Here is a 12601-nt window from a genome sequence, read left to right on the forward strand (position 1 = left end):
GGGGGCCATCCCTCCACCCATCGAGCGAAAGGAGGTCTTCATCTTGCCCGTAACATCCGCCAACGCGCACGCCATCCGCGGTGCCATCGCCCGGCTCAACGACCCTGACTGCTCCCGCTTCGCCTCCCAGATCCGCCGTACGGGTGGCTGCCGGCAGCCGATCCACCTGCGTGGCAAGGTCGAACACTGGGACAGGGCCACCGGGACCCTGCTGCACCGCTACAGCACCCGCCTCGAACCCGACGGCGTCCTGCGCGTCCCGTGCAAAACCCGCCGCGCCTCCCGCTGCCCAGCCTGCGCCGAGACCTACCGCGCCGACACCTACCACCTCATCCGCGCCGGCCTCGTCGGCGGCAAAGGCGTCCCCGCGTCGGTGACCGCGCACCCTTGCCTGTTCGTTACGCTCACCGCGCCGTCGTTCGGCCCGGTCCATACCCGCAGGCAGCACAACGGGAGCGTCCTGCCCTGCCCCCCCCGCCGCTACGCCGAGACCTGCCCGCACGGGCGTGTCCTGTCCTGCACCGTCCGGCACGGGGCCGAGGATGACTGCCTCGGCGAGCCGCTGTGCCCTGACTGCTACGACTACACGGGCTCGGTGCTGTTCAACGCGGTCGCGCCGTTGCTGTGGAAGCGCTTCGCCGACGCCTTGCGCCGGAACCTGGCCAAGCTCGGCGGCCTGACCCTCCGCGACATGCGTGACCAGCTTGTCGTCTCCTTCGCCAAGGTCGCCGAATATCAGCGGCGCGGCGTCGTCCACCTCCACGCCGTCATCCGGCTCGACGGTCCGGCCGGACCGATCTCGCCGCCCCCGGCCTGGGCGACGCTCGACCTGCTGAGGCAAGCCGTAGAGCACGCCGCCTCCGTGGTGATCGCCAAGATCCCGGCGTTCGACTGCGAACCCGCGCGTGTCCTGCGCTGGGGTACGCAGCTCGACGCCCGCTCGATCGCGATGGACGGCGAGCTGACCGACCAGGCCGTAGCGGGCTACATCGCCAAGTACGCCACCAAGGCCGCCGAATGCGTCGGCACCATCGACCGGCGCATCGTTCCCGGCGAGGACCTGGCCGCCCTGCCCGTCCGCGACCACGCCCGGCGGCTCATCGCCGAATGCCTCCGCCTGGGTGCCTTCGAGGAACTGACGGAACTCCGGCTGACCCAGTGGGCACACATGCTCGGCTTCCGCGGCCACTTCTCCACCCGATCCCGCCGCTACTCCACCACCCTCGGCGACATCCGGGCCGAACGGCAGGAACATGCCCGCGATGAGCAGATCACGACGGGCCGCCTGCCCCTCCTCGATGAGGACACCGTCCTCGTGATCAGCGAATGGGAGTACGCCGGAAAGGGCTACTCCCCGGGTGACGCCCTCGTCGCCGCATTCGCCAGCGCATCCGGGCTCCCTTCGTGTTCGAGCGGAGGAGGGGCCTGATGGCTGGACGCGATGAGCTGATGCCGCTACAGCAGGTTCTCGACGAACTGGGTGGTATCTCCCGCCGCACGTTCTACCGCTGGCGAGAGCTGGGCCGCGCCCCCGCCTGCGTGAAGCTGCCCAACGGAGATCTCTACGTCTACAGGAGCGACCTTACGGCGTGGCTGGAGTCCCTGCGGGAGGCTGCGTGAACACCAGCTATGACGTGAAGTTCTGGGAGATCCGCCGCAACCAGTCGAGCAAGAAGCCGTCCTTCGTCGCGCGTTGGACGGTTGGCGGTCGGGAGAAGTCGAAGACCTTCCGAACCAAGGAACTCGCGAACAGTCACCTGCGGGACCTGCGGTTGGCGGCCAAGAACGGCGAGGCGTTCGACATCGCATCCGGGCTTCCCGTCTCGATGCTTGAGCCCCAAGCGGACGCCGGGCCGACGGTCCTCGCCTTCGCCCAGAAGTTCATCACACAGCGGTGGAAGACTTCGGCGGCGCGGACGAGGGAGACGGACGTGTATGCCCTGCTGGCCCTGGTCCCCGCGCTCGTGAAGGATCTGCCCGGCCGACCCGACGCCGACGAGATGCGCAAGGTGCTGCGCGAATACGTCCTGCTGCCAGAGGAACGGCGCGGTGACTTGCCCCCCAAACAGGCTCCGGTGCTGCGCTGGCTTGAGACCGCCTCGCTTCCGTTGACCGACCTCAAAGACGCGCGGGTCGTCCGGATGGGCCTGGACGCCATCTCGGTGACGTTCAAGGGGAAGAAGGCGTCGGCGAACACCGTCCTGCGCAAGCGCGAGGTGTTTCACCATCTGCTGGAACTGGCCATGGAGGAGGACCCGAAGCCGTTCGACAAGAACCCGCTCGACTCGGTCAAGTGGACAGCTCCGGACAGGACGGATGAGGTCGACCCCCGGACCGTGGTCAACCCTGGGCAGGCTCGGGCGCTGCTGGCTGCCGCGTCTCGCGCTGGCCGTACGCGTGGGGCGCGTATGCGGGCGATGTACGCCTGCATGTACTACGCCGCCCTACGACCGGAGGAGGCGGCCGGCCTGAAGCGGACGAACTGCCATCTGCCAGAGGAGGAGTGGGGAATGCTCACGTTGGAGAAGGCGCGTCCGTTCGCCAACAAGCGCTATACCGACTCCGGCGAGGCGCACGACGATCGTGGGCTGAAGCACCGGGCGGAGAAGGACACGCGTCCAGTGCCGATCCCTCCCGCGCTGGTGAAGATCCTGCGGGAGCACATCGAGAAGTTCGGCGTGACCAAGGATGGTCGGCTGTTCGCCACGAGCAAGGGCGGGCTCTACACCAACTCGGCGATCTCCCGCGTGTGGAAGGAGGTCCGCAAGCTGGCGTTCACGCCGGAACAGGTCGCATCGCCGCTGGCGGCCACACCATACGGCCTTCGGCACGCGGCGGTCTCGTTGTGGCTGGCTTCCGGCGTCCCGGCAACGGAGGTGGCTCAGCGAGCGGGGCACAGCGTTGAGGTACTCCAGCGCGTCTATGCGAAGGTGATCGATGGGCAGGCGCAAGCCGCCAACAAGAAGATCATGGCTGCTCTGGATGAGTGATCCGAGCTGCTCATCGAAGGGCCTCGGGTCATCCCGGGGCCTTCGTCATTCCTGAGGCTGCTCTCCTGGGCGGCGACATTCGGCAGCTCGGGCGGCCCGGCCGGGCACGGTTCCACAGCGGCCCGCCGTAACAGCGCCTCGTGGTCCGCGTTGCCGAGGACATGCGCGAGCTGCCGACGGCCGCCCGGCGCTAACTGCGCTGGTCACGTAAGCACAACCAGCCGTCGCAGGGAACCTACCTACACCACAGTCGGGACTGCCATCGGCCATCCACGCCTACAGGCCCATCTGTACGCCAACAGACGGATGGGGCGATTCCGAAACGCGCCGCTTGGCAAAGCGCTTGCCCCTAGACGGCCCTCAGATCGCTCCTACCGGGCGAAGGTCCGGTCCCGGGCTCCGGTAACCCCGAAGGGGCGATTAATTTAAGCGCAGGCACATCTATTTAGCGATACCGTTTTTCTGAGGTAGCCTTGGCAACAAGTCAAGCTGTCGCGAGGTATGAGCGCTCATGGGCGCTCACCAGTGCAGCGCAGACAAGGCGAGAGCCCCGCCGTTCGCCTGCCAGCTCACAACGGGGCCCTCTCATGCGACAGAGGTTCAGGACGGCTCGGGTGATCAGGCCCGAGCTAGTTCCTGTTCAGCCACCAGTTCAGAGCGGTCAGGCACACCTGCGCGGCCACCACCGCCCACCCACTGGGGATGAGCCTCTTCCGCGGCTTCCTCTTCCCCTTCTTCATCTGCACCTCTCTTTGTTGGGCTATCCCTGGGGATGGGGGATTGAGGCCCGGGGCCTGTGGATCCCCCCGGGGGCGATCAACAGGCTGAGGAGCTGATGTGTGCAGGAAACCGCGTGCACAAACAAAGCCTAAAGCGCTCCAGTAGCCGCCGTAGCACTTACTGCATCCATCTAGCGTATAACCGCAGGTGGAAGGCCGAAATGTGCACGTACTTAGTGGTGCCTTCACCTCGGACGATATCTCCGCAACGACCCCTCATTGTGATGTCAGTCACATTTGCGGTTGGCGTGGTCGAGGAGAGCCGAGGGCCGCCAGGTCGACGGGGGAATCAGGGGCGCGCGCAGTTCTAGATGCCCCACCCACGGTGCGCCGCCGCCACTGGGGCAGCAGGTGGGAGATCGCGCCCAGCCAGAACCAGCAGCCATCAGGGCCGAGGAGGTGACCTGGTCGGCGTGCCGGCAGTGCATACCAGTGTCCGACAGCAGCAGCGCCACGCCCCAGAATCATTCCGCGAATATTCCGCGACCGCTGACCTGCTCCTGCCTACAGCGGCACTCGGCTGCATCAGATCATCGAGTGGATGAGGAGAAACCCCAGGTGGGGGGCCGTTTTGGCTGATCAAAGAGTGCCCCCGGCAGGATTCGAACCTGCGGCACCCGCTTTAGGAGAGCGGTGCTCTATCCCCTGAGCTACGGAGGCGCACGATGTGCACCAGTAAGCCTAGCGAAAGGTTGGGCCCGCTCGCGCCTCCCCCGGGGGTGTCGTTTCGAGGTCGCTGGTCATCAGCAGGCTGACCTGCGGTAAAGGCGTGGCAAGTGGTCGTACGCCGACCGGGGGAGAGTGGTTACCGTCGCTGGCCGTGACCGTAACGCGACGTGGATCCGCGCGCGGGCTGCGATCGGCGGTGCTCGTCGCGGCGCTGCTCGTGCCGGCGATCCTTGCCTCGGGCATGCTCATGGCCCACTTCGCCGGCTACGGGGAGCGGGTGCGGAGCGACTTCTCACGCAGTGCGACACCGGCGGGGGCCGCGGACGAGAAAGGTGCCGGAGCACCCGGCGAGAGTGCGGGCGATCGGGCTCCCGCCGGGGCGCCCGGTACGCGGCCGACCATGCTGGCGAATCTCGCGGATGGCCGGGAGGCCCGGAGGATCGACGTGGTTCCGATGGCGGGGACGGTGCGCAAGCCCCTGCTGAACCCGACTCCGGTGCCCGAGCCGTCCGGTCCCGCCCGCCTTTATGGGGGACTCGTACGGATCCTGCCGATCGCTCAACCCGTCCATGAGGTCGTCCACGAGGTCGCGCCGAAGGCGAGCCGGCCGGTGGAGAAGCCGGAACCTCGCGAGGAGACGACCTTCACGTGCGCGCCGGAGTGGCGGGACACGTGGCTGTGGGAGCTCTGCCGGGAACGTGAGGGCCACCCCGAAGGCGGGCGATGAGCTGGAAACGCGCAAACGCGACGTGATCGGTCGATAGCGCTTACGCGAACCGGGGCCCGGGCACACAGGGCGCTGTAGTAACGTGCGTCCCTGACCCAGGTCACGAGTTCGCAAACGGGGGAGTCGATCGTGTCATCTCCTCGATCAGCCAGGCTGATCGCGGTCGTCACGGCGATGACTTCGCTGACCGTCTCCGCGCAGTACGGCATGGCCGCGGCGGCCCTGGCCGACACCACGACAGCGAACGCTCGCACGGAGGCCGCCGGGGAAAGCGCCCGGGCCGGTGTGCTCGACAAGGAGCCCACCACGCTGACCGAGCTGCGGCGAGAGGCCCAGAAGGCGTACAAGTCCATCGAGGACGCGAACAGGGCGCTGGTGGCGCGCCAGAAGAAGTTCGGCGCTGTCGAGAAGGAGCTGGCGACCAAGCTGCAGAGCCTGCAGCAGGCCACGGCGGAGCTCAACAAACTACGCAAGCCGCTGTCCGACCTCGCCTCGTCCATCTACCAGGATCCCTCGATCGACGGGCTCAGCCCCTTCTTCAGGGCGGGAAACGGCACGGAGACGCTCCGGAGGATCGCCGACCTCGATCACCTTGTCGCCGGGCGGAACAACGTGCTCGGCGACGCGATGAAGCTGCTGGAACGGCAGCAGAAGCTCGCGCAGGAGGCGCAGGAGCTCCGAGCGGCCAACCTCCTGCAGGAGGCGCAGCTGAGCGCGCAGGTCGCCGCGCTGCGCAAACGCTCCACCACGCTGGTCCGGTCGCTGACCAAGGCGCTGATCAAGCTCGGCGTGAAGCTCGGCAATGGAAGGGCGGGCGGCTGCGACCCGACCAGGATCGGCCAGGCGGAGGAGTACCCGAACGGCCTGTTGCCCAAGAACATCCTGTGCCCCTTGCCGCAGGCCGGAGAGGAACTGCGGGCGGACGCGGCGATCGCCTTCGCCGATCTCAACATCGCCTACAAGAAGCGCTTCGGCGCCTCGATGTGCATCTCCGACAGCTATCGCAACCTGGGTGAGCAGCAGTCCATCTACTACCGGCGGCCCGGTTTCGCGGCCACTCCGGGCAAGAGCAACCACGGTCTGGGGCTCGCCGTCGACCTGTGCGGCGGAGTGCAGAACTTCCGGTCTGTGCAGTTCAACTGGCTGGAGGCCAACAGCAAGCGGTATGGCTGGATCCACCCCGACTGGTCGTATCACAGCCCCTTCGAGCCCTGGCACTGGGAGTACGACCCCAAGCTCGGCGCGCAGCTCTGACGGGTGCGCCCCTCGAATGAGGGGAACGGGTCGCGTCAGTCGGCGTCGAGGTGGACGGCCTGACCGATGTAGTCGCGCAGCGCGGCCTCGTTCATCCCGTCCAGTGCCTTGATCTTGACGTGGCGGGTCTTCTTGCCGACTCCCTCCAGGAGGCCGTGGGGGTCGGACATCTCCGCGCCCCGCTCGAAGGCGAAGGTGAGATGGGTCTTGCTCTGGCTGATGACGGCGAGGATCTTCTTGCCGCGCCAGGCGGGCGAGCCGTACGTGAGACATTCGACGGCCTGGGGGGCCTCTTCGGCCACAAGGGCGCGCAGAGCCGCCACGATCTCGCGGTACTTCGGGTCGAGCTTCGTCTCGACGTAGATGTCGATCTCGCTGCTGGTCATGGTCGTGATCCCCTCGCTGTCCGTTCTCCTGGGGGCGGGCTGTGCGTGTTCTGAGCGCCACACTATAATCAAGATTATTGACAGTCAATGATCGTGACTAAATTGCGGGAAGGCGGTGGATCGTGACGGTTCCCGACCTCGGTGTGCTGGCCGGTCAGTTGATGCGTGCTCTCCAGGAGGAGCTGTTCGAGACCCTCGCCGAGCAGGGGCACCCCGATGTGAGTCCGCGGCACGGAACGGTTCTGGCGTTCCTCGATCCCAAGGGTGTGCGCGCGACGGACCTCGCGGCCCGGTCGGGCCAGCACAAGCAGATCATCGGCACGATCCTCGACGAGCTCGTCAGGCTCGGCTACGTCACCCGTGAACCCGATCCCGCCGACCGCCGGGCCAAGCTCATCGTCCCCACCGAGCACGGCATCGACGAGATCGCCAAGGCGCGCGCCATCCTCGCCGCCATCGAGGAGCGGCACGAACGAACCCTCGGCGCCGAGCGCTACGCCGGGTTCAAGGAGATGCTCCAGCAGGTCACGCGTGACCAGCGGGCCTGGCGGCAGGCCGGGGCGATCATCGCCTGATCGGCGCTCTCGCCGCCGGACCAGGCCGATCAGTGAGGGTGAATGGTCACCGAGAGCCTGCCCTGTGCCTGCGCCTGGGCGAGCTGGGCCGCCTGCCCGGGGGTTGTGGCCAGCACGAGCAGCGCGCCGCCGTCCGTACGGCCGGGGGGCCGGGCGATCACCCGCACCTCCTGGGCGATGGTCCGGGCCTGGAAAGGGCCGTCCTCGAAGGCCGCCAGGATGTCGATCACGTCTCCCGGCGACAGCAGGCGGGCGGCGTCGGGGTCGGCGATCCTGACCGGCGTCGCGACCATCCCCGGCTCCGCGGACGAAGCCCCCGCTTGCGCGGACGAAGCCCCCGCTTGCGCGGTCGAAGTCCCTGCCGCCGGACCGGCGCCGGCCGAACCGTCGGGCGCCTGCCCGTCGGAGCCCGCCCCACTCGGCTCGTGCCAGCCGGACGGCTGCCCGCCGGCGCGTCCCCCCTCGGACGCTTGCCCGGTCAGGGTCTGGCGGAACAGGCCCGGGCCGAGCAGCCGTGCGTCGGTGAGGAGTTCGCCTCGGCGCAACGGACCGGCGAGCACGCGACCCGAGACCGGGGCGCCGGGCGCGTACGCCCCGGCGGGCACCGTGTCGGGCGGAAGCCGTACGACCACCACGTCGGAGGCGGTCAGCCGCCCGCCGGTGAGGTCGCGGGCGGCGGCGAGGACCTCCACCCCGTCAGGGGTACGGACGGCCAGCAGCACGCAGGCCACCGCCAGACCGGCGAGGACGGCGGCGATCGGACGGCGACGGCGTGCCGTCAGCCGCCGCAGATCACGCATGGCCATCTCGTGTCAGGGGAGCTCGATCGGCAGCTTGATCCCGTCGAGGGCGTTGCCGCAGGGGCAGGGGCGCTCCTCGGGAAGGGCCTCGACGACCTGTGCGACCAGAGTGCGCATCCGCTCCACGTTGGCGGCGAAGAAGGCCAGGACCTCTTCGTGGGTGACCCCCTCACCGGCCTCCACGCCGGCGTCGTGGTCGGTCACGAGGGCGAGCGTCGTGTAGCAGAGGGCGAGCTCGCGGGCGAGCACGGCCTCGGGGTGCCCGGTCATGCCGATGATCGACCAGCCCGCCCCCGCGAACCACTTCGACTCGGCCCGGGTGGAGAAGCGGGGCCCCTCGACCACGACCAGAGTGCCACCGTCGACCGTGTCCCAGCCCGTCTCGCGCGCCGTGGCCACGGCGGCCGCCCGGCCGGAGGGGCAGTAGGGGTCGGAGAACGACACGTGAACGGCCCCGCCCGTGTCGTAGTAGGTCTGCTCACGGCTCTGTGTGCGGTCCACGAGCTGGTCGGGGATCACGAGGGCGCCCGGCCCGATCTCCGGGCGCAGGGACCCGACCGCGCTGGGCGCGAGCACCTGGCGGACGCCGAGGGACCGCAGGGCCCACATGTTCGCCCGATAGGGGATGCGGTGGGGAGGAAAGGTGTGGCCGCGGCCGTGCCGTGGGACGAACGCGACGGTCCGCTCGCCGATGCGGCCCACGGTGATCGAGTCACTCGGCGGGCCGTACGGCGTCGTCACGTCGATCTCTTCGGCGTCCTCCAGCAGGGAGTAGAACCCCGAACCGCCGATGACCCCGATGTCTGCGCGATTGACCATGGGCCGACACTAGCGAACGGCGCCGCACACCCGCCGCGTCCCGCCGGCCCCTGTGGATAACCTCAGGCGGCGGCGGTGGAGCCGGACGACGACGTGCTCGACGACGTGCTCGACGAGGAGGTGCTCGACGAGCTCGTGGAGGTCGCGGGCTCCTTCTTGCCCGAGTCGCCGGACGACTTCGAGGACGACGTCGTCGTGGTGGACGTGGTCGTCGACGAGCTCGACGAACGGCTGTCGGTCCGGTAGAAGCCCGAGCCCTTGAACACGATGCCAACGGCGGAGAAGACCTTGCGCAGCTTGCCCTGGCAGGCCGGGCACTCCGTGAGCGGGTCGTCAGAGAACTTCTGGACGGCCTCCAGCTGCTCACCGCAAGCGGTACAGGCGTACTGGTAGGTAGGCACTCGCTCCTCCTGAGACTGGCACTCGACCGGGTCGATTGCTAATGGTAAGCAGTCAACAAGCCCAAACGCCACTCCAGCCCGGTTTATTGCCCCGCGTCGTCCCATTCGCTCACCCAGCGATCCGCCCGCGAAACCGCCGGACAACCTCGGGCGACGGCGGTCAGCCGCCGCGTTCGCCGTACCAGCCGGCGAGCTTGCCGCGGCGGCTGACGGCGCGCAGGCGGCGTTCGACCGTCTCCCGCTGGGCGGCCGTGGTGACCACGAGAAGCTGGTCGCCCGCCAGTAGCCGGGTCGTCTGCGTGGGCACGAACGACTGCCCCTTCCGCACGACGAGCGTGACCATGGCGTTCGCGGGCAGCCGGAGCTCGAAGATCTCCACGCCGTGCATGAGCGAGCCGCGCGGGATGCGGACCTGCAGCAGGTCGGCGTTCAGCTCCTCCAGCGGCGCGGCCTCGACGTCGAGGTCGCGGGCCTCGCCCTCCGCCGCCAGGCCGAGCAGTCGCGCGAGGTACGGCAGGGTGGGCCCCTGCACGAACGTGAACACGATGACGATGATGAACACGTCGTTGAACAGGCTCTTCGCCCCGGGCAGACCGGCGGCCCAGGGGATCGTGGCCAGCACGACGGGCACCGCGCCGCGCAGCCCTGCCCACGACAGGAACACCTGCTCGCGCCACGACAGAGAGCCGAGCCGTAGGAGCCGAACCACCACCGCGGACACCAGCACCGACGCCGGGCGGGCGAGCAGGACGAGCAGCAGGCCCGACACCAGGGCCGGGACGAAAACGACGGGCAGTTCGCGCGGATCGGCCAGCATGCCGAGCATCACGAACAGCCCGATCTGGGCGAGCCAGGCGGCGCCCTCGGCGAAGCCGCGCGTGGCGGCGCGGTGGGGGAGACGGGCGTTGCCCAGGATCAGCGTCGTCAGGTACACCGCGAGGAACCCGCTGCCGTGCAGCAGCGTGGCCCCGCTGTAGGTGACGAGCGCCAGCGCCAGGACCGCGATCGGGTAGAGGCCGGAGGCGGGCAGCGCGACCCGGCGCAGCGCGTACACCCCCGCGGGGCCCACGGCGAGGCCGACGGCCGCGCCGATGACCAGTTCGACGGCGGTGTCCAGCAGGACGTGCGAGAGGGTCAGCGACGAGCCCGCGCTCAGCATCATCACGAGGATGACGGTCGGAGCGTCGTTGAAGCCCGACTCGGCCTCGAGGATCCCGGCGAGCCGGGGCGGCAGCGGCAGCCGTCTCAGCACGGAGAACACGGCCGCCGCGTCGGTCGACGCCAGGAACGCGCCGAGCAGCAACGCCATCCGCCACTCCATGCCGAGGAGGGCGGCGACGGTCGCCGCGAGCACGACGACGCTGACCGCGATCCCGACCGTGGCGAGCACGAGCGCGGTCGGCACGGCGTCGCGTACGTGGGTCCAGTTGGTGGTGAGACCGCCCTCGGCGAGGATCACGGCGAGGGCGACCATGCCGAGCTGCTGGGCCGTCTGGGCGTTGTCGAAGTTGATGCCGACGATGCCGCCCTCGCCGAGCAGCAGGCCGAGGCCGAGGTAAATGAGCAGCGTGGGAAGGCCGGTGCGGTGCGCGATCCGTACGGACGCGATGGCCGCGATGACGACGACGGCGGACAGGAGCAGCCAGACGTTCAGACCCACCCGCTCCCTTCGCCGTCTCTTAGGCCAATGTTGTCATATCTGTACCAATCGGGTGATTCCGCTCGGGAGGGCGGCGAAGCGTACACGCTGGTCGTGGGGCTCCGCGGGAACCCCTTCGAGCAGCTCGCCCTCGTGCAGGAGCGCCACCGTTGGCACGTTCGGCCCGACGCGGGCGAGCGCCCGGTCGTAGAAGCCGCCGCCGCGGCCGAGCCGTACGCCGGTGACCCGGTCCACGGCCAGGGCCGGCGCGATGACCAGGGCGGCGGTGCGGATCGCGTCGACGCCGCGCCGGACGTCCACCGGTTCCATGATCCCGTTCGGGCCGGGGGCCAGCGAGTCGGGGCCGTCGTACACCGCCCAGTCGAGGTCGCCGTCCGCGCGCTGCACCGGCAGCATCACCGTGGCGCCGTGCTTCCACAGGGCCAGGATCAGCCCCTGTGTGGACGGCTCGGCGCCGGTCGACCAGTAGCAGGCCACCAGCCCCGCCATCTGCACCCACGGCTGGTCGAGGAGTAACTCCCTGATCGCCGCCGACGACTCGCGCAGCGTCCTGGGATCGAGTTCCGACCGGCCGCGCAGGATACGCCGACGCAGGTTCATCTTGTCCAAAGACTGCTCCGTTAGTGTCTACTCATGGCTGACTTCGATCCCGTGACCAAAGCCGTCGTGCCCGCCGCGGGTCTCGGCACCCGCTTCCTTCCCGCGACGAAGGCGACCCCCAAGGAGATGCTGCCCATCGTCGACAAGCCGGCCATCCAGTACGTGGTGGAGGAGGCCGTCTCCGCCGGGCTGCTCGACGTCCTCATGGTGACCGGCCGCAACAAGCGCTCGATCGAGGACCACTTCGACGTAGCGTACGAGTTGGAGGACGCTCTTCGCGCCAAGGGCGACGAGGAGCGGCTCAACCAGGTGAAGGAGCCTGTCGACCTCGCCACCATGCACTACGTGCGGCAGGGTGAGCCGAAGGGCCTCGGCCACGCCGTCCTGTGCGCCAAGCAGCACGTCGGCCACGAGCCGTTCGCCTGCCTGCTCGGCGACGACATCATCGACCCCCGCGACCCGCTGCTCAAGCGCATGATCGAGGTGCGCGCGACCTACGGCGGCAGCGTCGTCGCGCTGATGGAGGTGCCGCGCGAGCACGTCTCCCTGTACGGCGCCGCCGCCATCGAGCCGACCGACGAGGACGACGTCGTCCGCGTCACCGACCTCGTGGAGAAGCCCCCGGCCGACGAGGCGCCCTCGAACTGGGCCATCATCGGCCGGTATGTGATCGACCCCGCCGTGTTCGAGGTGCTGGAGCGCACCCCGCCCGGACGCGGCGGCGAGATCCAGCTCACCGACGCCCTGCGTACCCTGGCCTCGACGGGCCCGGAGGAGGGCGGTCCTGTGCACGGCGTGCTGTTCCGCGGCCGTCGCTACGACACCGGCAACAAGCTGGAATATCTGCAGACCGTGGTGCAGTTCGCCGCGAACAGGGACGACCTCGCCCCCGAGTTCCTGCCCTGGTTGCGGGAGTTCCTGGACAAGTCCGGACAGTGAGC

Annotated in this window: 13 protein-coding genes and 1 tRNA gene; 7 read left to right on the forward strand and 7 right to left on the reverse strand. The window is 69.0% G+C overall.

Annotated elements, in window-relative coordinates; translation table 11 throughout:
* Positions 1–43: 43 nt before the first annotated feature.
* Genes FLW16_RS39475 through FLW16_RS39485 form a run of 3 tightly spaced genes read left to right on the forward strand, consistent with a single transcriptional unit; the run spans position 44 to position 2990 of the window.
* Positions 44–1429, forward strand: coding sequence for a replication initiator (locus FLW16_RS39475; RefSeq protein ID WP_142566110.1), 1386 nt, complete (start codon positions 44–46; stop codon positions 1427–1429).
* Positions 1429–1620 carry an AlpA family transcriptional regulator gene (locus FLW16_RS39480; protein ID WP_142566111.1) on the forward strand — a complete coding sequence of 64 codons (192 nt, stop codon included), beginning with the start codon at positions 1429–1431 and terminating at the stop codon, positions 1618–1620. Before FLW16_RS39475 ends, FLW16_RS39480 begins: the two co-directional genes overlap by 1 nt.
* Positions 1617–2990, forward strand: a complete 1374-nt coding sequence (locus tag FLW16_RS39485; protein ID WP_142566112.1) for a tyrosine-type recombinase/integrase — start codon at positions 1617–1619, stop codon at positions 2988–2990. The genes FLW16_RS39480 and FLW16_RS39485 overlap by 4 nt, the downstream gene beginning before the upstream one ends.
* 1366 nt (positions 2991–4356) lie before the next feature.
* Here FLW16_RS39485 and FLW16_RS39490 read toward each other — a convergent pair.
* Positions 4357–4429 (reverse strand) — tRNA-Arg (locus FLW16_RS39490).
* Positions 4430–4589: 160 nt separating this feature from the next.
* Here FLW16_RS39490 and FLW16_RS39495 point away from each other — a divergent pair.
* Both FLW16_RS39495 and FLW16_RS39500 read left to right on the forward strand, forming a co-directional pair.
* Positions 4590–5165, forward strand: coding sequence for a hypothetical protein (locus tag FLW16_RS39495; RefSeq protein ID WP_142566113.1), 576 nt, complete (start codon positions 4590–4592; stop codon positions 5163–5165).
* Between the two features lie 129 nt (positions 5166–5294).
* Entirely contained in the window at positions 5295–6419 is a 1125-nt protein-coding gene (locus tag FLW16_RS39500) for a M15 family metallopeptidase (RefSeq protein ID WP_142566114.1), read from the forward strand.
* Between the two features lie 35 nt (positions 6420–6454).
* Here FLW16_RS39500 and FLW16_RS39505 read toward each other — a convergent pair whose 3' ends face one another.
* Positions 6455–6805 carry a DUF1801 domain-containing protein gene (locus FLW16_RS39505; protein WP_142566115.1) on the reverse strand — a complete coding sequence of 117 codons (351 nt, stop codon included), beginning with the start codon at positions 6803–6805 and terminating at the stop codon, positions 6455–6457.
* Positions 6806–6927: 122 nt separating this feature from the next.
* Between FLW16_RS39505 and FLW16_RS39510 the strand changes: the two genes are divergently transcribed.
* The gene (locus tag FLW16_RS39510; protein ID WP_260616095.1) at positions 6928–7380 is read left to right on the forward strand and encodes a MarR family winged helix-turn-helix transcriptional regulator; all 453 of its coding nucleotides are present in this window, start codon (positions 6928–6930) and stop codon (positions 7378–7380) included.
* Between the two features lie 29 nt (positions 7381–7409).
* Here the strand turns inward: FLW16_RS39510 and FLW16_RS39515 are convergent, their stop codons facing one another.
* From FLW16_RS39515 to FLW16_RS39535, 5 genes are all read right to left on the reverse strand, one after another.
* Positions 7410–8180, reverse strand: a complete 771-nt coding sequence (locus tag FLW16_RS39515) for an SAF domain-containing protein (protein WP_142566116.1) — start codon at positions 8178–8180, stop codon at positions 7410–7412.
* A gap of 12 nt (positions 8181–8192) precedes the next feature.
* Positions 8193–8999, reverse strand: a complete 807-nt coding sequence (locus FLW16_RS39520; protein ID WP_142566117.1) for an S-methyl-5'-thioadenosine phosphorylase — start codon at positions 8997–8999, stop codon at positions 8193–8195.
* Between the two features lie 62 nt (positions 9000–9061).
* Positions 9062–9400: an FmdB family zinc ribbon protein gene (locus tag FLW16_RS39525; protein WP_142566118.1), complete on the reverse strand. Its 339-nt coding sequence runs from the start codon at positions 9398–9400 to the stop codon at positions 9062–9064.
* A gap of 160 nt (positions 9401–9560) precedes the next feature.
* Positions 9561–11060 (reverse strand): potassium/proton antiporter, encoded by a 1500-nt coding sequence (locus tag FLW16_RS39530; protein ID WP_142566119.1) that lies wholly within the window; start codon positions 11058–11060, stop codon positions 9561–9563.
* 33 nt (positions 11061–11093) lie between these two features.
* Positions 11094–11660: a 5-formyltetrahydrofolate cyclo-ligase gene (locus FLW16_RS39535; protein ID WP_142566140.1), complete on the reverse strand. Its 567-nt coding sequence runs from the start codon at positions 11658–11660 to the stop codon at positions 11094–11096.
* Between the two features lie 33 nt (positions 11661–11693).
* Here FLW16_RS39535 and galU point away from each other — a divergent pair, with 33 nt between their 5' ends.
* Positions 11694–12599: a UTP--glucose-1-phosphate uridylyltransferase GalU gene (galU, locus tag FLW16_RS39540; protein WP_142566120.1), complete on the forward strand. Its 906-nt coding sequence runs from the start codon at positions 11694–11696 to the stop codon at positions 12597–12599.
* The last annotated feature ends 2 nt before the right edge of the window (positions 12600–12601 follow it).

This window comes from Microbispora sp. KK1-11 (assembly GCF_006874435.1).
GTDB lineage: Bacteria > Actinomycetota > Actinomycetes > Streptosporangiales > Streptosporangiaceae > Microbispora > Microbispora catharanthi.